We start from the raw sequence: 21,946 nt of genomic DNA, 5'->3' as shown, positions 1-21,946 counted from the left end.
TCTGCTGAGGCATGGCTGATGACGGACAGGGCGGAGCGGTGCGCGTGGGGATGGCGAGACGACGGCAACTGATTGCCGTGGGCCTGGTGTTACGCGCAGATGAACGCGTGTTGCGAGAGTCTCAGCCGACGGTCCGGGCAGCGTCAAGAGGTTCCGAACAATGTCCGACAGGCCGAACAACTCCTCCGTGGTGATCCACCGCCGGGCGGCGGGTGGCGAGGCGTTGTCAGTGGCGGGTGGCAGCATCGGGCCCATGACCGACACCACGGCATTCGACTGGCGGTCCTTCCTGCTCCGGTGGAGTGGGGAGTGGGCGGATTCCCTGCCGGAGGACGAGACGCGGACAGCGGACGACGAGGCCGCACTGCAGGCACGCTGGCTGGGTTTCCCGCCCGCGTCCGAGGAGCGGATCGCGGCCATGGAGCAGCGCCTGGGCCGACGAATGCCGCCGTCGTACCGTGAGTTCCTCGCGGTCACCGACGGGTGGCGGCACGCCGGCGGGTTCGTGTGGCTGCTGGCGGGGACCGAGTCCGCGCGCTGGCACGACGACGCGTCCGGTCTCGCATGCACGTTCGAGGAGTATCTGGACGAGGATGCCGAGCCCGAGGAGCGGCGGGAGGCGGACATCTGGCGGCGCGGGCTGCAGCTCGACGTCGAGTCCGACGCCACCTACGTCCTCATGGACCCCGAGGACGTGGACGAGGACGGCGAGTGGGCCGTGTACACGTGGGCGAGCTGGCGTGCCGAGCCGCCCGAGCGGCACGCCGGCTTCGCCGCCTTCATGCTCGACGTGTACCGGGAGTTCCACAGCCTGCGGTCGCACGGGGGCGCGCAGGCACCGGTGTTCGAGAACGACACGACACGTGCGCTGGACGCGCAGGTGGCAGAGGCCCGGATCGAGGCGCTGCGCGGCGGCTGGGAGCGGGCCTTGGAGAGGCTGGACGAGGCCAAGGGGTACGGCAGACCGCGGGCCGCCGGGCTGGGGGACCAGATCCGCCGCCTGCTCGGGCAGACCTCCATGATTTCCTTCGACGATCTGGTGACGGATCAGCGGTACGTGTCCGAGCTGCTGCCGCCACTGGTCGCCGAGCACGCGGCGCACTCGTACCGGGGCGACTCCGGCTTGATGTTCCCTCTGCGGGGCGCGGACGAGGACGTGGTGTCACTGGCTCACGCGACGCTGGACCAGATGCGCGGCGGCACCTACCGGTACACGGCGGCCGGGCCGTTCGGGGAGGCGGTCGATCGGGCCCGGGAGTCGGCGCGCTGGGGCGACACCGACGGGGCGTGGCGGACACTGATCGACGCGGTGCCCCTGTGGGAGCCGCTGGGGCCGGATCACCTGGCGCCCCTGGGCTGGCTCGCCGACCCCGTGCTGAGGCCGCTGCTCACCCAGGAGCGGGGCCGGGAGCTGCTGTCCACGCCGAGGGGCGGGCAGTCGGGTGACACGCCGGCTCCGTCGGCCGGGCTCGACCCGGGCGGCCTGGCGTGGCTCGCGGAGCCCGACCCCGGCAACAACCGCACGTCCTACCGGTTCGTGCTGGTGGAGGGGGTGGAGCCGGAGGAGTTGGCCGGGCGTCTCGCCGACAGGGACGGGGGCGGGGAGGGCAGCCTGCTGAGCGCACCCATGACCTGGTGGGAGGCACACACCGCATGGCTGCGCGGCCGCAGGGAGTTCACCTCCTACGACGACAGGGCTCTCATGGCGGTCGGCCGCGCCGGCGCCGGCTGGAGCTTCGCCTTCGACGGCGATCCGGCCCCGTTCGACCACCGGCGGCTGGTCTCCCCGGCCGCGTCCGCCGCAGTGGGAACCCGCGCCGTGGTGGTGTGGAGTGGCCTGAGGGAGGGGCACAGAGAGCCGTTCTTCCACCTTTCGGTGGCGCGGGACGGCGCCGAGCAGTACTCCTTCACGTACACGGACGGAGAGATCCGTTCGAGCGGGGAGATACCGGCGGCGCTGGACCCGAACCGGTTCTTCGGTGCCCAGGAGGACGGGGCCGGAGTGGAGCGGTCGCTGCTGGCGGCGGTGGCCGGGGAGTTCGGCGTCCGTCTGCCGCGCCATGCCCTGGTGAACGGACGGCTGCACACGTTCGTCACCCGTTCATGGACGCGCCCGCCCGGGGACGGTGAGACGTACGCGGTGATCCGGGTGGGCTGAGGAGACGCTCCCCGGCAACCTGCGAGCCGGGGCGACCGCTGAGTGTGCTCAGCCGTCGCCCCTCGTGGCCACAACGGCCCAGGTGCGGTGCGGGACGTGGATCACGTCTCCGGGGAAACGCTCGTGCAGCACCCGGCCGAGGGCGTCGTCGAAGCGTTCCACCTCGTCCGGCGGCAGAGTGGCGCCGACTCCGGCACTGGCCCGGATCCGGCCCCGCCACGCCTCGGGCGGGTACGGCACGGTCAGATCGAAGGAGAAGGTCTCGATGCCGGTGAAGCCCGCGGTGGCCAGGTCGGTCAGCCAGCGCGGGTACAGGCCGGTGCCGCCGCCCAGGGTCCAGGAGGGGTTGAACGAGAGGATCAGCTCCTCGGTCGCCTCGACCACGTTGCCCGGCAGGGGCAGCCAGTCGAAGTGGGCGATGACCACCCGGCCACCGGGACGCAACAACCGCGTGATCTCGGCCGCGGCCTTCGGCGCGTCGAACCAGTGCCAGCACTGGCCGGCCGCCACCACGTCGTACGCCCCGTCCGGCAGCCCCGTCGACTCCGCCGAGCCCACCCGGTAGTCGGTCCGCACCCCGGCCTCCCTGTCGAGCTCCCGGGCCCGCTCGAGCAGCGGTGCCGCCGGGTCCACACCGGTCACCCGTGCCCCCGCCTGCGCGAACAGCCGGGCCAGGGTGCCGGTGCCGGTCCCGATGTCGAGCACGTCCTTGCCGGGGAAGGCGATGCCGTGCCGGTACAGGTGCGTGACGATCTGCGGTGGGAATCCGGCGCGGTGGCGGCCGTAGTCCTGCGCGGTGAGCCCGAAGTCAGGACGGAAACCGCTGGTCATGGGGGGCTCCTCAAAGGCTGTGCGTCGACGGGCACGGTCCACCCTGTCATGCCGGCGATCGTGGAGGGGAACGGACTTCTCCCGAAAGGCAGCCGCCCGTGTTCGCCCTCTGACGTGCCCGAAGCGGCGAACGGCCCGGCGCAGCGAGCAGGCGGGCGGGCAAGGGGGCCAACGCGGTGTTCCCCGGCTGTGTCGAGCGGCCGGGCCGTAGCGGTTCGGCCATGCTGGGCAGGTCGCGCCCGCTCTCCATCACAAGGAGCCCCGTATGCCCACGGACCCGCTCGGACGATTCCTGGCAGCTCTGGACCCGGAGCACCGCGAATCGATCGGCGCCAGGCCACGCCAGGAGCAGGAACGCCTCGCCGCGGCCTGGGAACGGGAGCTGGAAGCGGACGACGAGCTCGACACCCTCGACGAACTGTCGCCCGCGGCGGCGGAGGCCGAGGCAGCCCGCCGCGTCCTGGAACGCGGCGGCGACCGGATGGATTGATCACTAACGCCCTCTCCTCGGGCCCCTACCGGCCTTCGGGGGAATCCCGGGTCCGCTCCGCGGATCGGCGGCCGGTGGGTGGCACGGGGATGAGGTGCTGACGCCCTCCGATCCACCCGACTCGGCGCTGCCGCGCCTGGACGACGCCGCGTCGGTGTCGGCCGCCAGGGCTCAGGCAGGATCCGAGAGCCGCCGCATCAGGCGGTGTTCCTCCTCCGCGAGTTCATGCACCAGCGTCGACGCGCGTTCGACGGGGGCCCGGTCCCGGGTGGCTCCCGCCTCACGGAGGAGTGCCGCCACACGGGTCCATTTCCTCGACACCACGCGGTATGCGTCCGAAAGGTCGCCGTACTCCCCCGCACCGGTGAGCTCTGCGGTCTCGGCCAGGAAGTCCGCCCACAGGGTGCGGAAGAAACCGCCGCCGGTTCCGCCCTCCTCCATGATCGTGGAGATCTCGACGAGCGCCTCTTCCGGGGATTCGAGGCCGTCGATCCAGCCGGGCATGAGGTCGGCCGCTTTGTGCATCCCCTTGAATCCCAGATTGGAGATCGGTGGGTTCAGGAAGCTTTCCGCCGCCGCCTTGACGGACCGGCGGGCGGCCTCGCCGAGATCGGGCAGGGGGCCGTTCGGAGGGGCGATGGTGAACGAGAGGCTGCGTGAGCTCATCGGTCCCCGGGCGCTGCGCGCACGCGCCAGGGACGCGCCGGAGGCCCACTTCAGCCCCAGCGGCCTGGTCTCGACGAGGGCGAAGCGGTCGTCGTCGTAGCCGACGCAGGCCACGTAGTGGGCGGCGAACCGGTAGTCGTCCGTGGAGTAGTCGAGGTCGAAGCGGTCGAGCTTCAGACCGACCACGGTCCCCGCGTCGAGGTCCCGGAGCAGTTGCTCGCGGGCGCGCCTCGGTGAGGAGGTCTCCCTGACGGTCAGTCGAAGGCCGAGCGCCTCGGTGAGATGGGCGGTCAGTCGATCCGGCTTGATCCGGCCGCCGAGGAACGGCGTCGGCATCTGCTTGGTACGCCAGTAGGTGAAGGACAAGCCTCTGCCGAGGCCGAAGACGAGCGACTCCGGCAAGTCGATCCCGTGCTGCCGGAGAAGGTTGACCAGGGATGTCGATTCGCAGTGATGACCGACGTAGGGCTGCGCTTCGAGGAGTAACACGACGAACTTCTTTCTCTCTGGACGGTGGTCACCAACCGGTTTCGCCGACCTCACCCGTGGGTCCGCTTGCCCAGCGCCATCAGGGAAGCCCGCGTTTCCGGATCCATGTTCTCGACCGCGTAGCGGAAGGTATCGCGGGCCATTCGGGTGTGCCACGTGCTCAGGAACGCGGCCACTTCGTCCTGATGGACCTCGGCGGTGACCTTGAGCAGCCATCCGCAGCCCTTCCGCACGTACACGTCGCCGTCGTCCATGAGCCGGACGCAGTTGTCGAAGACGTGCGACAGGGGCAGTTCGAACACCGTCCGCCCCACGGTTCGCCGGACGAATTTCACGACGGCCACGTTCGCGGCGCGTCTCGCCCAGGGGGACCGGGACGCGACCCAGCGCCGCGTCCGCGGGATCCGGTCGAGGTGCCCGCGGAAGAACGGGTAGAGCAGCTTGAGACACAGGTCGTCGCACTGCGCCCAGTTGCAGACATACGTTTCGAGCCAGTACTCACAGCGGTCGAGGAGTTCGTCGCCCAGCCCGGCCCTCGCGACCTTGTGCAGCAGCGCGAACCCCAGCAGGACCTCCTCGTGGTGAGCCGCGCGTGACAGCACCTCTTCCGTCAGGGCCAGACAGGTCACCGGGGAGATGTCCGGCCGCTCACGGAGGTGGTCGTACGCGAGCTCGGCGACGGAGGCGTTGCTCACGCCCAGGGCGCGGATCTCCTGAGGGAAGTAGCGCTGTGTCCTTGCCGCGCGATCCGCGTCACCGCGCGCTGCCAGAGACGCCAGAAGGTCCCCGGCGGCGACTGCCACGTCCATTACCTCGATCCCTCCCTCACGGCGCTCCCTCCTCCACTGGCCGTATCATCGCGTGTCCGCTGACCAGGCCGTCGCCGGGTTCCTGGGCGCGTGGGGCGTGGGAGACGCCGAGCCGATCCAGTCAGGCCGCTGATGTCGCGTGCGGGGAGGCTGCTCAACCCGGGCCTCGGCGGACTCATGGGCAACGGGCAGGCGCGCCGGGACGTTCCCGCCCCGCAGCGTCCGGCAGTCCTTCGTCTCCCGCCTCCTCGCCGGGCAGCCCGTGGAGCTGCCACTCGCGGGGCGTCGTCCCGTAGGCCGCGCGGAAGGCACGGCTGAAGTGGCTGGGGCTCGTGAAACCCCAGCGTCTGGCGACGGCCGCGACCCCCTGCCCCCGGGCCGGTGAGCGCAGGAGATCGCGGCGGCACCGCTCCAGCCGCTGCGTCCGGATCCACTCCCCCACCGTCACGCCCTCCGACTCGAACAGCTTGTGCAGGTAGCGGACCGACATGAAGTGCGCCGCGGCGATCCCGGGCGGTGCCAGGCCGGGATCGGCGAGGTGGCGCGCGATGTGGTCCTTGACGCGCACGAGGGTGGCGGCGGCGGTCTCCGGGGCCTGGGGAACGAGGCGGCCACTCAGCTCGTCGATCAGCAGCGCCAGCAGGTCGAGCGCCGTGACCGCGAACTGGCGCCCGGCGATGGCGTCGAGATGCGCCGCTTCGCGTCCCAGCCGGGCGAAGTAGGCCCCCACCAGGGCGGCGCTGCCCTCCCGGGCGGAAAACGCCGTGGCGGTCAGCGCCCGCAGGTCCTCGTCACGTACCCGGAGATCATCGCGGGGGAAGTGGAAGGAGGTGAAGCAGAACGCGTTCTGCATCTTCTTCCGGAACATCCGGGAGGAGTCGGAGAGGGAGAAGTCGCCCGGCCCGATCCGGGCCTCCCGCCCGTCCTGCTCCTTGAGGGCGCTGCCCCGCCGCTGCAGGGTGAGGATGAGGAACTCCTTGCCGTCCTGGGCGATCAGCCGCCTGCTGCGGGTCACGACCTGCGGGCCCGCCTGCACCTGCGAGACCGCTAAGGAACCCAGCCGGTGGCTGACGATGCTGCCGGGCGACGGATCGCCCTCCAGGAGTCGCACATCGAGCGGGATGAAGGTCCGGGACACCGCGTGATGCCAGCGCTCCCCCCGGTCGGCCGCCGGCAGCGACGCGGTGGACAGGACGACGGACACTGAATTCCCCCCTGGACATCGTCAAGGCCGGCAGCGGATCCGCTGCCGGCCTTGACGATGTCACCACGCCGTCCCGGCGGGGTCCAGGAAGAATCGGAGAAAGAATCCGGTCACTTGGCCAGGAAGGCGAGCAGCGCCGCGTTGACCTCCTCGGCGTGGGTCCAGAGCAGACCGTGCGGTGCGCCCTCGATCTCCACGTAGTCCGCGGCCGGAAGGGCCTTGCGGAACGGGCGAGCGGTCCCCTCGACGGGCAGGATGCGGTCGCCCGTGCCGTGCAGGATCAGGGCCGGCACGTCGATCGCCGGGATGTCGGCGCGGAAGTCGGTGTACCAGGTCGCGGGCGCGGCGGCCGCGGCGAAGAAGCCGCCGCCCGCGGCGACGTCCCAGCTGTGCCGGACGGCCTCCTCGCTGATCCGCGTGCCGAGGTTCTCGTCCAGGTTGTAGAAGTCCTTGTAGAAATCCGTGTAGTAGGCGTACCGGTCGGCCTTCACCGCGGCGACGACCCCGTCGAAGAACTCCTTCGGAGCGACGCCGTCGGGGTTGTCGTCGGACTTGAGCAGGCAGGGCTCCAGGGAGGCGAGGAAGGCGACCTTGGCGACCCGGTCCGTGCCGTGGCGGGACACGTACCGGGCGACCTCGCCGGTTCCCATCGAGAACCCCACGAGGACGGCGTCCCGCAGGTCGAGGGTCTCCATCACGGAGTTCAGGTCGGCCGCGAAGGTGTCGTAGTCGAAGCCGGTGGTCGGCTGGGAGGACTGCCCGAAACCACGCCGGTCGTAGGTGATCACGCGGTAGCCGGCCTCGAGCAGGACGGCGCTCTGCCGTTCCCAGGAGTGCCCGTCGAGCGGGAATCCGTGGATGAGGACGACCGGCTGACCGGAGCCGTGGTCCTCGTAGTACAGGTCGATGGCGGTGGAGTTCTCCTGGCCCACGGTGATGTACGGCATGTGCTGCTTCCTCGTTTCCGAGCGGCTGGTGCAAGGGACACGGCCACGCTACGACCGGCCCGTACCCGCCAATTGCCTGACGGCGCACGGGCGTTTGACCTGTGGCGCACACGCGGGCCGCGCACCATGTCCGGGTGCCCTTCCGGGGCCGGCGTGACACCATCGGCGCCATGGAAGGGTTCATGACACCTGATCAGATGTCCGTCCGAACGTCCCGTGCCCTCGCCGCCGCCGTCGCCGCGGGGCGTGATCTGGGGCTCGACGTCGCCGACGCGAGGGTGATCTACGACGTGTTCTCCGTCGTGGTGCACCTGGCTCCGTCACCGGTGGTGGTCAGGGTGCCGACCGTGCTGCCGTCGTATGCCGACGCCGACTCCCAGTCCGCGCGGCAGCGGCAGGAGCTGGACGTGGTGGGGTGGCTCGCGGATCAGGGGCATCCGGTGATTCCGCCGAGTCCGCTCGTGCCGCGGGAGCCCGTGCGGTGCGACGGTCTCTCGATGACGTTCTGGCAGTTCGTCGAGCTGGACCAGAGCCACGAGCCCGACTACGCGCACCACGCCGGGCTGGTCGCCGACCTGCACGCCGCGCTGCGCGCCTACCCCGGCGAACTGCCGTTCCTGACGGCGGCCGAACCGCGCTTCGTCACCGAGGGACTCGCCGTGCTGGAAGGGCGCCCCGATCTCCTGGAGCCGGCCGATCTCGACCGGGCCCGGCGCGAGTGGGAGGTGCTGGAGCCGGTGGTCGCCTCACGTGCGGGGTTCGAGGCGGTGTTCCCCGGGATCGAGTTCCAGCCGATCCACGGGGACGCCCCGGCCGCCAACATCGTCTCCGGCCCGGGCGGCGCGCTGTACTCCGACTTCGAACTGACCACTCTCGGGCCGGTCGAGTGGGACCTGTCGGCCTTCGGCCCCGAGTGCGAGGCCGCGTACGACGCCGCCGCCGGGCGCCTCGGTCTGCGGCGGCTGGACCCGGACGTGCTGCGGGTCGTCAACGCGGTGGGCATGTCCCGCGCGGTGGCCTGTCTCGCTCTCGCGCCGCAATTGCCCCTGCTGGTCGACGCACTCCGGCCGGCCGTGGAGAAGTGGCGGTCCATGCCGTTCGCCGGAGGGCTGGGCGGCTGAGTCCTGCTTCCCGCAGGGGTGCCCTCACCCGGGCAGCGGGCGGTCGTCGACGACGTGCTTCATGACGAGGGTGGAGTTGAGGCGCTGGACGCCCGGGAGCCGGGCGAGCTGCTGATCGTAGAGCTGCTGGAAGGCGGTCAGATCGGTGGCGGCGACGCGCAGGAGGTAGTCGGGGTCGCCGAACAGGCGCTGGGCCTGGAGCACGTGCGGGACGGCGGCCACCGCCTCTTCGAACGCGGAAACCGTGTCGGCGTCCTCCAGGCGCATGGTGACGAAGACGAGGGCTTCGAAGTTCAGGCCCACGGCGGCCGGATCCACCACCGCGCGGTAGCCCCGGATCGCACCGTCGCGTTCGAGGTCGCGCAGCCTGCGGTGGCAGGGCGAGACGCTCAATTGCACGCGCGCCGCCAGCTCGGTGACCGTGAGACGGCCGTCCAGCTGCAGCTCGGTAAGAATTTTCCGGTCCATGGCATCCATGAAGAAGATTCTGCCCCAGATCACACGATCAAGGAGAAAAGAAGGGAACACTTCCGGGCAGATCCGCCCTAGCCTTCCTCTCGCACACAGCACGTGAGAGGGAACGATCGATGGACACGACCACGCTGGCGGCCTTCCTGGCGGTGGATCTCCTGCTGGTATTCACCCCCGGCGCGGACTGGGCCTACGCGATCACAGCCGGTCTGCGGGACCGGTCGGTCGTGCCGGCCGTGGCCGGGCTGGTCGCCGGGTACGCGGGCTACACACTGCTCGCCGTGGCGGGACTGGTGGTGATCGTGGCGAGCTCGGGGACGCTGCTCACCGGGCTGACCGTGGCAGGCGCCTGCTATCTGGTGTGGCTCGGCTGGGGGGTGCTGCGGCAGCCCGCGGCCCTGACGGCCCCCGCGGAGGCGGTGGGCGCCGAGGGCACCTCCCGTGCCCGGGTCCTGCTCCGAGGGATCGGGATCAGCGGCCTCAACCCCAAGGCGCTGCTGCTCTACTTCTCCCTGTTCCCGCAGTTCATCGACCCCGCGGGCGCCTGGCCGGTCGCAGGCCAGACCGGCCTGCTCGGCTCGCTGCACATGACCGCCTGCGCCGTCGTCTACCTCACCGTCGGTGTCCTGGCCCGCACGGTTCTGAGAACCCGGCCCTCCGCGGCCCGGGCGGTGACCCGGGCGTCCGGGGCGATGATGATCGCCATCGGCGGGTTCCTGCTGGTGGAACGCCTGGCAGGCTGAGGGGCCCGCCGCCGCCCTCACCGGGGCGGCTCTCCACAGATCGGAAGTGCGCCCGGCATCTCGGAAGTGCGCCCGGCTGGAGCCCCCGGGGCAGTCCGGGCCGCGCGCCGCGCCCGGCGGCCGACCGGGAGGCCCTGACGGCGCGGCGGCGGGAGCCGGAGGGCACGGACCCCGCCGGGCAGACGCCACCCGCCCTGACGGCGCGGCGGCGGGAGCCGGAGGGCGTGGCCCCCGCCGGGCAGACGCCACCGGCCTTGCGTGCACCTGGGACCTCCGGGTCCACCGCCCGGTCCGCGGACCGAGGCGATCGTCGCGGGCGAGCCGGAGCGGGCCGTGCGCCTCGCCCGGGGCCGCGTCGAGGGGTTCGAGCAGCCGGTCCGGCCGTACGCGCTGGTCACAGTGGCGCCCGTCCGCAGACGAGCCGCAGCGAGCCGGTAGCGGGACAATCGGGTGCAGGGACCGAGTAGGCAGGTGCGGTACACGCGGAGGCACCGTGCAGGGACGCGTACCGGAGGACCTGGCGGTCGTCGTCGACGCCGGCGGGGTGATCATGGTGTGGAGCGACGGTGCCCGCCGCCTGCTCGGACACGAACCCGCCGAACTCGTGGGCCGGCCCGTCACCGACCTGCTCACCACCGACCTCCCCGAATCGACGCGGCGGCATGTGGCCGAGGGCCGGCCGTGGTCCGGCGAGGTGGCGCTGCTGCACCGGGACGGCGACCGGGTCGTGGTCCGGCTGCGGGGGACGCCGCTGCGGGACGCGGAGGGCCGTCGGCTCTGGCTCGTGACCGGCACCGTACCGGCGTATCCGCGGGCCGGGTACGGAACCCTGCCGCTGTGGGACCTCACGCTCGCCCAGCTCCCCGTGCCGGTGGCGGTCTACGACCGGGAGGCCCGGCTGGTCGGCGCCAACGACGTCATGACGGAGGTGATGGGCAGGTCCGTGGAGGAGATGCAGGGCCTGACCCTGTGGGAGATCGAGCCGAACCCGCCCTTCGACACCTATGACCGCCTCCAGCGGGAGGTCCTGCGCACCGGCGAGATGATCCTCCACGAGGAGCACGGCACGGCCCCGGGCGAGATCCGGCCGCACGCCTGGTCGATGTTCCTCTCACCGCTCAAGGACGAGTCCGGCATGGTCCAGGGCGTGTCGGCCACCGTGTTCGACACCACGGAGCAGTCCTGGGCCCGACGGCGGCTGGCGGTGATCAACGAGGCGAGTCTGCGGATCGGGAGCACCCTGGATGTGACCCGGACGGCCGAGGAGATGGCGGAGGTGGCCGTCACCGCGGGGTTCGCGGACTTCGTCACCGTGGATCTGCTGGAATCGGTGGCCAAGGGTGACGAGCCGGGACCTCTGCCGCCGGACACCCCGGTCGTGCTGAGGCGCAGCGCGCAGCGGTCGGTGCTGGAAGGCTGCCCGGAGTCGGTGGTGGCGCCGGGCGGCGTGATCCGCTACCCGGTGGGGACGCTGCCGTTGCGGACCCTGGCCGCCGAGCGGGGCGCACGGCACAGGCCGGGCGATCCGGATCTCCTGGAGTGGCTCGAGTCCTCCCCCGCCCGCGCCGCGACCGTGTCCAGGTATCTGATCCACTCCGTCATGATGGTGCCGCTGCGCGCCCGGGGCGTGACCCTGGGCATGGTGCACTTCCTGCGCCATCGCAACCCGGACGCGTTCAGCGAGGACGACCTGCTGCTCGCCGAGGACATCGTCGCCCGGGCCGCGGTGAGCGTGGACAACGCCCGCCGCTTCACCCGGGAGCGCCGCATGGCGCTGGCGCTCCAGCGCAGCCTGCTGCCCGAACGGCTTCCGGACCTGGCGGCGATGGACATCGCCTACCGCTATCTGCCGACCGGGGCCGGTGCGGACATCGGGGGCGACTGGTTCGACGTGATCCCGCTGTCCGGCACCCGCGTGGCCCTGGTGGTGGGCGACGTGGTCGGCCACGGCATCCACGCGTCGGCCACGATGGGCCGCCTGCGGACCGCGGTACGGACGCTCGCCGATGTCGATCTCGCCCCGGACGAGCTGCTCACCCAGCTGGACGACCTCGTCATCCGGCTCGACCGGGAGGAGGGCCCGCAGGCGCGCGGGGCGGAGGAGACGCCGGGGCAGGTCGGCGCCACCTGCCTCTACGCCGTGTACGACCCGGTGTCCCGTCGCTGCACCATGGCTCGCGCCGGGCATCCGCCGCCCGCGCTGGTCACGCCCGACGGCGGCGTACGGTTCCTGGACCTGCCGGCCGGGCCGCCGCTGGGCCTGGGCGGCCTGCCGTTCGAGGCCTCCGAGATCCAGCTGGAGGAGAACAGCCTGCTCGCCCTCTACACCGACGGACTGCTCGAGGCGCCCGGGCACGACATCGAGGCCGGTACCGCCCTGCTGCGGCAGGCGCTGAGCAGCCCCGCGGAGGCGTTGGAGGAGACCTGCGAGCGGGTGCTGCGCACGCTGCTGACCGGCCGGCCCGCCGACGACGTCGTGCTGATGCTGGCGCGGACGACCGTGCTCGACGCAGGGAAGGTCCGCACCTGGCAGCTGCCACCGGATCCCGCGGCCGTGGCCCGGGCACGCAAGATGGCGAGCGAGCAGCTGGCCGAATGGGGGCTCACGGAGGCCGAGTTCGCCACCGAACTGATCGTCAGCGAACTGGTCACCAACGCGCTGCGGTACGGCGGCGCACCCATCGAGCTGCGGCTGATCCGCGACGCGACCCTCATCTGCGAGGTGTCCGACGGCAGCAGCACCGCGCCGCATCTGCGCCGGGCGAGGGTCTTCGACGAGGGCGGGCGGGGGCTGCTGCTCGTCGCCCAGCTCGCCGAGCGGTGGGGCAGCCGCCAGACGGCCACGGGCAAGACCATCTGGGCGGAACAGCCCCTGCCCGCCGGGGTGTGAGCCGGGCTACCGCGTGTCCCCGATGCCGCCGGTCACCGCGATGACCTCGCCGACGGTGTAGCCGGAGTCGGCGTCGGAGGTGAGGTAGACGTGCGTAGGCGCGATCTCCTCGGGCTGGGCCGCGCGTTCCAGCGGGGCCTCGCCGCCGATGTGGGCGAGCCCGTCCGGCGGCACGTGCGGATCCGCTTCGTTGAGGGGCGTCCAGGTGGAACCCGGCGCGACCACGTTGGCCCGCGCCCCCCGCTTGGCCAGGTGCGTCGCGACGGACTTGGTCAAGGTGATCAGCGCCGCCTCGGACGCGGTGTGGTCGATCACCGTGGTGCTGCCCTTGAGGGCCTCCTCGGTCGTGGTAGGCGGCGTTGCTCACCAGGATGTTCAGGCCCCGAGTACCGCCACCGTCCGTTCGACGGCCGCTCGGCAGAAGCCCGGGTCGGTGAGGTCGCCGGGCAGCAGCAGACAGCGCCTGCCCTGCTCCTCCACCTCGCCGCGCGGTGCCCGAAGCGGAATGCCGGACGACACGAGGGGTACTCCGACGATCTTGCAAGCCGGCCTTCGGGCCGTTCGTCGTCGGAAGGAGAGCCGTGTCTGACGAGACGGTGAAGAACGTCTTCGTGATCGGGCTCGACGAGGCCAACCTGCCCACGCTCCAGCAGGTCCCAGGAGCCGACCAGCTGCGTTTTCACCAGCTGCTGACGATCGAGGAGCTCCAGGTCGGTGAGGTGGACCTGCCGGCACTGCTCGACAAGGCCCAGGGCGTGCTCGACGCGTTCGACGGCAGCATCGACGCGATCGTCGGCTACTGGGACTTCCCGGTCAGCACGCTCGTCCCGATGCTGAGCGAACGCTACGGCACGCGCAGCACCAGCCTGGAGTCCGTGGTCAAGTGCGAGCACAAGTACTGGAGCCGGCTGGAGCAGCGGAAGGCCACCGACCGGCATCCGCGGTTCGGACAGGTCGATCTGTCCGCCGAGCCGCCGCGCCCACCGGAGGGCGTGACCTACCCGATGTGGCTCAAGCCCGCCCTCTCGTATTCCTCCGAACTCGCTTTCGGAGTCGATGACGAGGAGCAGTTCGGAAGGGCGGTCGCCGAGATCCGCGACGGCATCTCCCGCATCGGCCGCCCCTTCGAGCACATCCTCGAACGCATCGACCTGCCGCCCGAGATGGACGGCGTGGGCGGCCGGGTGTGCCTCGCGGAGGAATCGATGTCCGGCGTCCAGGTCGCCGTCGAGGGCTACGTCCACCAGGGCGAGGTGACCGTCTACGGGGTCCTGGACTCCATCCAGTACCCGGACTCCTCCTGCTTCCTGCGCCACCAGTACCCCTCGATGCTGCCGCCCCCGGCCATCGCACAACTGCATGACGTCAGCGAGCGCGTGATGCGGCAGATCGGGATGGACTCGGCCACCTTCAGCATCGAGTACTTCTACGACCCGCGGACCCGGGAGATCAGCCTGCTGGAGATCAACCCGCGGCACTCCCAGTCGCACGCGGAGCTGTTCCGGTACGTCGACGGTGTGCCCAATCACCACTGCATGGTCCGTCTCGCCCTCGGCGAGGACCCGCACATGCCGCACGGCGAGGGCCAGTACACGATGGCCGCGAAGTGGTACCACCGCTGGTTCACCGACGGTGTGGTGCGCCGGGTGCCGGGCCCCGAGGAGATCGCCCGCATCGAGCGGGAGACCCCCGGCGTGCGCATCGAGGTGATCCCGGAACAGGGCGACAGGCTCTCGGAACTGCCCGGGCAGGACAGCTACAGCTACGAGCTGGCGCACATCTACACCGGCGGGGCCGACGAGGCCGAGCTGCGGAAGAAGTTCGACCACTGCGTGGCCGCCCTGGGCCTGGCCTTCGAGGACACCCCGGCCGAGAACGACGCCGCGCGAAAGTGAGGAGCACGACACTTCCATGCGTTACGTGACCAACCTGCCGTACGAGACGAAGGAAGAAGAGCACGTCACGATCCCGATGTCGGACGGGGTCCGGCTCTCCGCGCACATCTGGCGCCCCACCTCCTCGGACCAGGAGCCGGTGCCGGCGGTGCTGGAGTACATCCCCTACCGCAAGCGGGATCTGACGGCCGTACGGGACTCGATCCACCACCCCTACCTCGCCGGGCACGGCTACGCGTGTGTCCGCGTCGACCTGCGCGGCACCGGTGACTCCGAGGGTGTGCTGCGCGACGAGTACCTGGAACGGGAGCAGGCGGACGCCGAGGAGGTCCTGGCCTGGCTGGCGGAGCAGCCCTGGTGCGACGGCGGCACGGGCATGATGGGCATCTCCTGGGGCGCGTTCGCGGCGCTGCAGGTGGCGGCTCGCCGGCCGGCGAGCCTGAAGGCCATCGCCATCGCGTCCTTCACGGACGACCGGCACTCCGACGACATGCACTACATGGGCGGCGCCCTGCTGTCGGACAACCTGGCCGAGGCGGGCACCATGTTCGCCTACGGCACCTGCCCGCCCGACCCGGCCGTGGTGGGTGAGCGCTGGCGCGAGATGTGGCACGAACGGCTGGAGAACACCGAGCCCTGGGTGCTGGAGTGGCTGCGGCACCAGCGCCGCGACGACTACTGGCGGCACGCCTCGGTGTGCGAGGACTACACGAGCGTGCAGTGTCCGGTCCTGGCCTCCAGCGGCTGGGCGGACGGCTACTCCAATGCGGTGACCCGCTTGCTCGGGAACCTGGACGTGCCCCGTAAGGGGCTGATCGGCCCCTGGTCGCACAAGTTCCCCCACCTCGGGGAGCCCGGCCCGGCGATCGGCTACCTCCAGGAACTCGTGCGGTGGTGGGACCACTGGCTCAAGGGCGTCGACAACGGCGTCATGGACGGGCCGATGCTCCAGGCGTGGATGCAGGACAGCGTGCCGCCCTCCACCTCCTACGAGGAGCGGCCGGGCCGCTGGGTGGGCGAGCCGGACTGGCCGTCCCCGCACATCCGGCCCGTCACACACCCGCTCACGCGGCACACGATCGGGCCCGCGCAGGACGCGAACGCGCAGGCGTCCGAGGGCGGTGCGGCGATGACCGTGCGCTCGCCGCTGTCCGTGGGCCAGTTCGCGGGCAAGTGGGCCTCCTACAACGCGCCCCCGGACCTGCCCTACGACCAGCGCGAGGAGGACGGCGGTTCCCTCGTCTTCGACACCGAGCCGCTGACCGAGCCGGTGGAGATCCTCGGCTCGCCGAGCGTGGAGCTCGACCTGTCGGTGAGCGAGCCGGTCGCCATGGTGGCCGCACGGCTGTCCGACGTGAGCCCCGACGGCGCCGCCACGCGCGTCTCCTACGGCATCCTGAACCTGACGCGCCGTGACAGCACGGAGGAGCCGGAACCGTTGGAGCCGGGGCGGCGCTACCGGGCCACCATTCCCCTGAACGGTGTGGCGCAGGCGTTCCCGCCCGGCCACCGCATCCGGCTGTCCCTGTCGACGTCCTACTGGCCGCTGGCCTGGCCGGCACCGAAGCCGGCCCTGCTCAGCGTGCACGAGCACTCCAGCACCCTCACCCTGCCGGTGCGGCCGGTGGAGGAGCCCGACGAGGTGCCGTCGTCGCCCTTCGGCGAACCCGAGGGCACCGTCCCGCAGGCCACGACTCAGGTGACGCCGCGGGAGCAGCGCTGGGAGGTCAAGCGGGACCTGGTCGACTACCGCTCCGAGCTGGACATCGTGAAGGACCAGGGCACGGTCCGCTTCGAGGACATCGGTCTGGAGGCCGGCCGCCGCGCCCACGAGCGCTACACGGCGGTCGCCGACGACTTCACCTCGGTCGGCGGCGAGACCACGTGGACCATGAGGTTCACGCGGGACGACTGGGACGTCAAGGTGGTCACCGGCACCCGGCTCACATGCGACGAGACGGACTTCTTCGTCGACGCGACACTCGACGCGTACGAGGGCGACCGCCGGGTGTTCTCCCGCACCTGGAACGAGAAGGTCCCCCGCGACCTGCTGTAGCCGGCCTCACCGCAGCTGGGCGGCACACCAGCGGAAGTGCCCGTCGTGCGGCCCCCCGCCGAAGAGGTCGTACGTGATCAGCGCGTAGGCCTTCCGGTACAGGATCAGCTCCTCTTCGGCATGGCCCAGTTCCCGGGCGAAGAGACGGGTCAGCTCGGCGGTGTGGTGAGCGGCGTCGGGTCCGTACATGTCCCAGACGGCGGCCGTGACGGCGGCCTCGAAGGCGGGGTCGCCGGCGGTGGTGCAGAAGCCGAAGTCGAGGACGGCGACCGGGCGTCCGGCCTCGTCCATGTGGATGTTGGACGGCACCAGGTCGCCATGGATGACGCTGTCGGCCCGGTCGGGCAGCACCCGCAGCGCGGCGGCCGTGCGGGACACGACGTCCGCGAGTGCGGGCACGTGCGCGGCGAGGGCGTCCCCGTTCCGGCCGACGGCCCGTTCCACAAGGGCGGCGAGCGCGTCGGGGAAGCGGGAGTGGCCCTGCCACAGCGGCCGGTCGTCCCCCTGGACCACCAGGCGCCGCATGGCCTCGCTGCCCGGGACGGAGGCCAGGGCGCGCAGGACGGTGAGCAGGGCGTCGGTCTCGCTGCGGGGCAGGTCACGGGCGGGCGGCTCGCCGCCGTCCTGGTCCGAGCGCAACGGGCGCCCTCCCAGCTCGCGTTCGTAGCTGACGAGCACTCCGTCGTGCTCCTCGACATCGAGGATCTCCGGAGTTCCGAAGGGCAGGGCATGCGCGGCGACATCGGCGTAGAGCCGTCGGGTGAGGCCGAAGTCCTCCGGGGGGCGCCCATTCCAGACCTTGGCCACGGTCCCGTCACGGAGCCGGTAGACGGTCCCCTCCATTCCGGCGGCGAGCCGCCGGGCACGGGGATACCCGCGCCCGGCGAAGTACCGGACCCAGCGGTCGGACCGGTGCATGTCGGTGTCGGTCACGCCCGGCATTCAACCAGTGCCCCCCATCGGGTCGCCACGCCGATTCGGCGGCTTGTTCCACCGGTCCGGCGGCTCAACACGCCGTTCGGTTGCGGTTCTAGCCCGGGACCACCGTGTCGCTCATGCTCGGCTTCCCCTCACCCGACGCGTTCCAGGCGCAGACCAGGATCACGTACTCGTGACCCGCCGTGACCCCCGTGATCCTGGCGGAGCGGGCGGAGGCCGGGTAACCGATGATCCGGGAGTGGTTCTTCGGGGTGCTCTTGTCGTACACCCACACCGCGTACCGGACGATCGAGCCGCTGTGCGAGCCGGTAGGCGCCGACCAACGCACGTCGATCGAGCCCGCGCCGGCCGTCGCGGTCAACCCCGGCGGCCGCCCCGCCGTCGTCGGCGCCGCCTTGCCCCGGACCGCCGAGGACCACGAGGAACGGTTGGCCGCGCCGTCACCGGCGACCGCGCGGACCCGCACCTCGTAGGTGTGGCCGTCGTAGGGCTGGTCGGTGAACTGCCAGGACATGTCGTAGCGCGGAGCGCTCACACCGGGCACCACGTCCTGCCAGTCCGCGTTCGTGTCCGTAGTGACGTCACGCCACTGAACGTCGTAGGTGTGCGCGCCGAAGACCTTGTCCCAGGTGGCGGTGACACCCTGCTGGGTGCCGTCGAACTTCATGCCGGACGGCGTGGCGAGCGACCGGCCGGGTGCGCTGCCCGGTGCGTCGGGCGCGGCGGTACCGATGCCGAACTCCTTGTGCAGCACGGTGCCGAACGCCTGGGCGATGCGGTACTCGCCGAGGGCGTTGGGGTGCAGCCCGTCGTAGGTGGTGGCGCAGTCAGTGGCCTTCGGGTCGCAGCCCATCGCCTTGTTCAGGTCGGCCAGCTCCACCGGCGAGGCGCTGGTGCTCCAGCCGGGGGCCGCCTTGGCGAGGGCCGCGTTGTAGTCGCTGATGCGCTGAGGGAGGCCCGGGTTCGCGTCACCCAGGGTGGTCCGCTGGGGGACGTTGGCCAGGACGATCCGCACGTCCGGGTTGACCGCCCGCGCGTTGTCCACGAACTTCTTCATGGTGCCGACCAGATCGGCACCCGCCCCGTACCAGCCGATGTCGTTGAAGCCCAGCTCGACCAGGAGCAGGTCGGGCGTGCGTCCCTTGGCCTTCATCTCCTGCATCACCGGCTTGATGGTCGGCACGGTCCGGGTCAGTGAACGGCCCCAGAGGGCGTAGTGAGCCGAGCCGCCGGCGGAGAACCCGGCATGCACGTCCCCGGCGTACTCGCCCTGCACGCGCGGGTCGCCCGGAAGGGGCTCCGTGGGCTCGCCGCCGCCGCTCTCGCCCGGCACCGGCGGCCGCGGCGGCTGCGCGTCGGCCTGCTGCACGGTGCCCCGGTACGGTCCGACGAAGGTGACCGGCCACTTCTTGCTCCTGGCCCAGTCCCACAGCCGGTAGCGCCAGGTGTGGTCGCCCTCGTACCCGTGGCTGATGGAATCGCCGACCACCATGACGTCGCGGATGGCGGTGTGCGTCACGGAGTTGCGGGCGATGATCTCGTCGATGAGCTTGCCGCCGGGGAAGTCCATCATCATGACGCCCATGCGGTCCAGGTCAGGCCGCCCGCCGAACCGGTCGTCGCGTCCGGCGTAGAACTCCGGGCACCGGTCCTTCTCGGCGCGCAGACACTGGATGAGGAAGTTGTTCACACCGGTCGCCGTCGGTGTGCCGCCCGCCGCGGTGTAGGGGTGGACGCCGGCCCCGGAGCCGCTGGTGTAGTTCAGATACAGCGCGTCCTGCTCGTACTCGTGGTCCTTCTCACCGGGGCGGCTGCCGTCCCAGGTGCCGTTGGTCCGGCGCAGGTGCGCGCGGACCTTCTCCCACTTGTCGTCGATGTCGCTGATGGTGGACAGCTCGAAGTCGTCCTGCACGTACTCCTCGTTGGAGCCGCCGGACGGGTAGGGCTGCTCGAGCCCGTAGCCGCCGAAGATGCCGCCGCCGGTGTTCCGGTAGCCGAGGAGTACGACCTTGCCGCGTACCTCGCCGAGTGTCGGGACGCGGCTCGACTGGCTCTTGCCGGTGACCGAGGGGCCCCAGAACAGGTTGCCCCAGGCGGTCGACGGGGTGCTCTCGTCACCGTCCCCGGTGTACGAGCGGCCGTTCAGGTAGGAGTCGAAGATCTTCTTGCGCCACTCGTCGGTCCCGAATCCGTCGGCGTCCTTGCAGGAGAAGGTGGAGCCGGTGCACTCCGCCTTCAGGTTCATCAGGACGGTTTCGCCGGGGTGGTCGCTCAGGAAGTCGCGGGTGGCCTTCAGTACGTCGGTGAAGTTGGCGTACTGGTAGGTGGCGCCGTGGTGGACGGTGAACTTCAGCCCCTCGTCCCCCTTGTCGACCCGGACCCGGATGTCGAGCGCCCGGATGCCGGCGTCGAACTGGGTGGTCAGGGTCTTCGCGCTGAAGCCGTGGTTCTCCTGGGTCTGGGTGATGCTGGTGACGATGCCCGAGCACTGGCCCGTGTCCGGGTCCGGTGTGTCCCCGCAGAGCGCGAGGCTGTCATGGGTGCCGGGCACCGAGAGCCAGGCGAGACTGGTCCCGTCCGGGACGCGTGACATCCAGTCGACGTTGGCCGCGGAGGCTTCGGTGATGCTGCTGTAGTAGTCGTTCGCCCGGGCGGGGGTGGCGGAGAGGAAGACGCCGGAGACGGACAGCAGCAGGGCGAGGAGCACACCGAGCACGGTGCTTCTCGCCACCATCGCCGGCCGGCGCATCAGGAATCTTCGGGACGAGCTGGTCTGGCGTATGACGGTGATCATTTCCATCCTGGGGCGGATCGGTCGGACGGCAGGAGGGCCGCGCGTGCGCACGCGAGTCGTCCGGCGAGATGTGTGATGATCGTCTTGTCGGGCTCGCCGGTTGGTGATCGCAGCCTGCCCGGGACGGCCGTCCCGGGCCAGCCCGGACGGCCGTCCCGGGACGCTGGGACGTTCCGCACCCCCTGACCAGGCGGGATGCGGCCACAGGGGACACGGGGTGGGAGTGTGGGCGGGGTGAGGGCGGCGAGGGACGCCGATACGGCGGCCGGGCTGGGCGAGATGCTGCGCTCGTTGAAGGAGCGCGCGGGGCTCAGCTACGGCGCTCTCGCGGGCCGGCTGCACCTGAGTACCTCGACGTTGCACCGCTATTGCACCGGTGACTCGGTACCGGCCGAGTTCGCCCCGGTCGAACGCTTCGGCCGGATCTGCCGGGCGGACCCCGAGGAGCTGCTGGAGCTGCACCGGCGATGGGCGGTGGCGGACGAGGCGCGGCGAGGGAGGGGGGCGAGCCCGTCGGAGGGTGCGGAGGTGCCGGTGCCCGCGCCGGTACCGGTCGTCCAGAGCCCGCCGGCTGTCGCGGAGCCGACGCCGCGTGCCCGCCAACTCGTCTCGCGGTACGTTCTGCTGGGGGCCGCCGTGGTCGCCCTCAGCACCTCCGGAGCGCTGGCCATCGACCGGTTCCGCGCCGAGTCGGTGCCGGACCTGACGGCCCCGGCCATCACGGTGCCCGACGAGGAGGCCGGGGCGGCCGGAGGGAACGTCCCCCTTTCGGCGGCCGTCGTCCCGTCCGACGACGACTGCCCCCGGACGGACGGCACTCGGACCCGTCCCACGATGTTCCGCCTGAAGGTGCGAAGCACGGCGGAGGGGCCCGTGACCATGACCGCCATGGACGTCCGGGTGCTGTCCGCCGAAGCCCCGCCCGCCGACGTCACCTACGCGGACTGCCGAGGCACAGACACACAGCACCCGTTCGCCGTGGACCTGGACGCCCCCGAGCCCCGGGCCGTGAGCCCGGGGCGCGGCTTCCCGTACGAGGCGTCCGCCGAGACCCCCCTGGTCCTGGACGTCACCGCGCGCACGTCGAAGAGCGAGGTGCGCTGGTACCTGGAACTGAGGTGGACCCAGGGCACCCGCTCGGGCACGCTACGGATCGACGACGGCGGTCACCCGTTCCGCACCGGAGCGGTCAAGTAGCGCCGTCCTCACCGCCGCGAAGGGCGGCGGGACCGACGTGCTGATGGTGCACGAGGCATCCCCGCCGCCGTGTCCGCCGCCGGCAACGAGAGGGGCACGCGCAGGGCGCCGGCGAACCGGGGCCGGCTCGTGGAAGGTCGAGGGTCCGCCTGAAACGGCATTCTTCTCCGGATGCATGTACACGGAAAAGATGTGAGAGCTCGCCGACAGGCCTCAACTGCGGGAAAACATCGCCCGGGGCATGAC

19 protein-coding genes are annotated in these 21,946 nt (G+C 71.4%); 9 read left to right on the top strand and 10 right to left on the bottom strand.

Going from position 1 to position 21,946, the window contains the following annotated elements; all coding sequences use genetic code 11:
* Positions 1–253: 253 nt before the first annotated feature.
* A complete protein-coding gene (locus ADK65_RS31235) occupies positions 254–2,158 on the top strand; it encodes an SMI1/KNR4 family protein (protein WP_053674369.1) in 1,905 nt (634 codons plus the stop codon).
* 48 nt (positions 2,159–2,206) lie between these two features.
* On the opposite strand, the gene ADK65_RS31230 is transcribed toward ADK65_RS31235, so the two are convergent.
* Positions 2,207–2,989: a class I SAM-dependent methyltransferase gene (locus ADK65_RS31230; protein WP_053674341.1), complete on the bottom strand. Its 783-nt coding sequence runs from the start codon at positions 2,987–2,989 to the stop codon at positions 2,207–2,209.
* 265 nt (positions 2,990–3,254) lie between these two features.
* Between ADK65_RS31230 and ADK65_RS31225 the strand changes: the two genes are divergently transcribed.
* Positions 3,255–3,479: a hypothetical protein gene (locus ADK65_RS31225; protein WP_053674340.1), complete on the top strand. Its 225-nt coding sequence runs from the start codon at positions 3,255–3,257 to the stop codon at positions 3,477–3,479.
* Positions 3,480–3,650: 171 nt separating this feature from the next.
* Here ADK65_RS31225 and ADK65_RS31220 read toward each other — a convergent pair whose 3' ends face one another.
* The 4 genes from ADK65_RS31220 to ADK65_RS31205 form a co-directional block, all read right to left on the bottom strand.
* A complete protein-coding gene (locus ADK65_RS31220; RefSeq protein ID WP_078956233.1) occupies positions 3,651–4,634 on the bottom strand; it encodes a BtrH N-terminal domain-containing protein in 984 nt (327 codons plus the stop codon).
* Positions 4,635–4,684: 50 nt separating this feature from the next.
* Positions 4,685–5,443 (bottom strand): DNA alkylation repair protein, encoded by a 759-nt coding sequence (locus tag ADK65_RS31215; RefSeq protein WP_053674339.1) that lies wholly within the window; start codon positions 5,441–5,443, stop codon positions 4,685–4,687.
* 175 nt (positions 5,444–5,618) lie between these two features.
* Positions 5,619–6,647 carry a helix-turn-helix domain-containing protein gene (locus tag ADK65_RS31210; RefSeq protein ID WP_078956232.1) on the bottom strand — a complete coding sequence of 343 codons (1,029 nt, stop codon included), beginning with the start codon at positions 6,645–6,647 and terminating at the stop codon, positions 5,619–5,621.
* 110 nt (positions 6,648–6,757) lie between these two features.
* The gene (locus ADK65_RS31205) at positions 6,758–7,594 is read right to left on the bottom strand and encodes an alpha/beta fold hydrolase (protein WP_053674338.1); all 837 of its coding nucleotides are present in this window, start codon (positions 7,592–7,594) and stop codon (positions 6,758–6,760) included.
* Between the two features lie 182 nt (positions 7,595–7,776).
* On the opposite strand from ADK65_RS31205, the gene ADK65_RS31200 reads away from it, so the two are divergent.
* The gene (locus tag ADK65_RS31200) at positions 7,777–8,715 is read left to right on the top strand and encodes a phosphotransferase (protein ID WP_234353011.1); all 939 of its coding nucleotides are present in this window, start codon (positions 7,777–7,779) and stop codon (positions 8,713–8,715) included.
* A gap of 24 nt (positions 8,716–8,739) precedes the next feature.
* Here ADK65_RS31200 and ADK65_RS31195 read toward each other — a convergent pair whose 3' ends face one another.
* Entirely contained in the window at positions 8,740–9,192 is a 453-nt protein-coding gene (locus ADK65_RS31195) for an Lrp/AsnC family transcriptional regulator (RefSeq protein ID WP_053674366.1), read from the bottom strand.
* Positions 9,193–9,302: 110 nt separating this feature from the next.
* On the opposite strand from ADK65_RS31195, the gene ADK65_RS31190 reads away from it, so the two are divergent.
* The 3 genes from ADK65_RS31190 to ADK65_RS31185 all read left to right on the top strand — a co-directional run bounded on the left by ADK65_RS31190 (position 9,303) and on the right by ADK65_RS31185 (position 12,819).
* Complete coding sequence (locus tag ADK65_RS31190; RefSeq protein ID WP_053674337.1) at positions 9,303–9,929, top strand: LysE family translocator; 627 nt, start codon at positions 9,303–9,305, stop codon at positions 9,927–9,929.
* 258 nt (positions 9,930–10,187) lie between these two features.
* Positions 10,188–10,367: a hypothetical protein gene (locus tag ADK65_RS38715; RefSeq protein WP_159038845.1), complete on the top strand. Its 180-nt coding sequence runs from the start codon at positions 10,188–10,190 to the stop codon at positions 10,365–10,367.
* Positions 10,368–10,422: 55 nt separating this feature from the next.
* Positions 10,423–12,819 (top strand): SpoIIE family protein phosphatase, encoded by a 2,397-nt coding sequence (locus ADK65_RS31185; protein WP_053674336.1) that lies wholly within the window; start codon positions 10,423–10,425, stop codon positions 12,817–12,819.
* A 6-nt stretch (positions 12,820–12,825) separates the two neighbouring features.
* On the opposite strand, the gene ADK65_RS31180 is transcribed toward ADK65_RS31185, so the two are convergent.
* A complete protein-coding gene (locus ADK65_RS31180; RefSeq protein WP_053674335.1) occupies positions 12,826–13,134 on the bottom strand; it encodes an SDR family oxidoreductase in 309 nt (102 codons plus the stop codon).
* 60 nt (positions 13,135–13,194) lie between these two features.
* Positions 13,195–13,338: a hypothetical protein gene (locus tag ADK65_RS38710; protein ID WP_159038844.1), complete on the bottom strand. Its 144-nt coding sequence runs from the start codon at positions 13,336–13,338 to the stop codon at positions 13,195–13,197.
* Positions 13,339–13,400: 62 nt separating this feature from the next.
* Here ADK65_RS38710 and ADK65_RS31175 point away from each other — a divergent pair, with 62 nt between their 5' ends.
* Positions 13,401–14,714, top strand: coding sequence for an ATP-grasp domain-containing protein (locus ADK65_RS31175; protein ID WP_053674334.1), 1,314 nt, complete (start codon positions 13,401–13,403; stop codon positions 14,712–14,714).
* 16 nt (positions 14,715–14,730) lie between these two features.
* Positions 14,731–16,770, top strand: coding sequence for a CocE/NonD family hydrolase (locus ADK65_RS31170; RefSeq protein WP_053674333.1), 2,040 nt, complete (start codon positions 14,731–14,733; stop codon positions 16,768–16,770).
* 6 nt (positions 16,771–16,776) lie between these two features.
* Here the strand turns inward: ADK65_RS31170 and ADK65_RS31165 are convergent, their stop codons facing one another.
* Complete coding sequence (locus ADK65_RS31165; protein WP_053674332.1) at positions 16,777–17,712, bottom strand: phosphotransferase family protein; 936 nt, start codon at positions 17,710–17,712, stop codon at positions 16,777–16,779.
* A gap of 88 nt (positions 17,713–17,800) precedes the next feature.
* Positions 17,801–20,503: a phosphatidylinositol-specific phospholipase C domain-containing protein gene (locus tag ADK65_RS31160; protein ID WP_053674331.1), complete on the bottom strand. Its 2,703-nt coding sequence runs from the start codon at positions 20,501–20,503 to the stop codon at positions 17,801–17,803.
* Between the two features lie 234 nt (positions 20,504–20,737).
* Here ADK65_RS31160 and ADK65_RS39850 point away from each other — a divergent pair, with 234 nt between their 5' ends.
* Complete coding sequence (locus ADK65_RS39850) at positions 20,738–21,700, top strand: helix-turn-helix domain-containing protein (RefSeq protein ID WP_053674330.1); 963 nt, start codon at positions 20,738–20,740, stop codon at positions 21,698–21,700.
* The last annotated feature ends 246 nt before the right edge of the window (positions 21,701–21,946 follow it).

This window comes from Streptomyces sp. NRRL B-1140 (genome assembly GCF_001280065.1).
Classification (GTDB): Bacteria; Actinomycetota; Actinomycetes; order Streptomycetales; family Streptomycetaceae; genus Streptomyces.
This window is presented reverse-complemented; position numbering and strand designations above follow the sequence as displayed.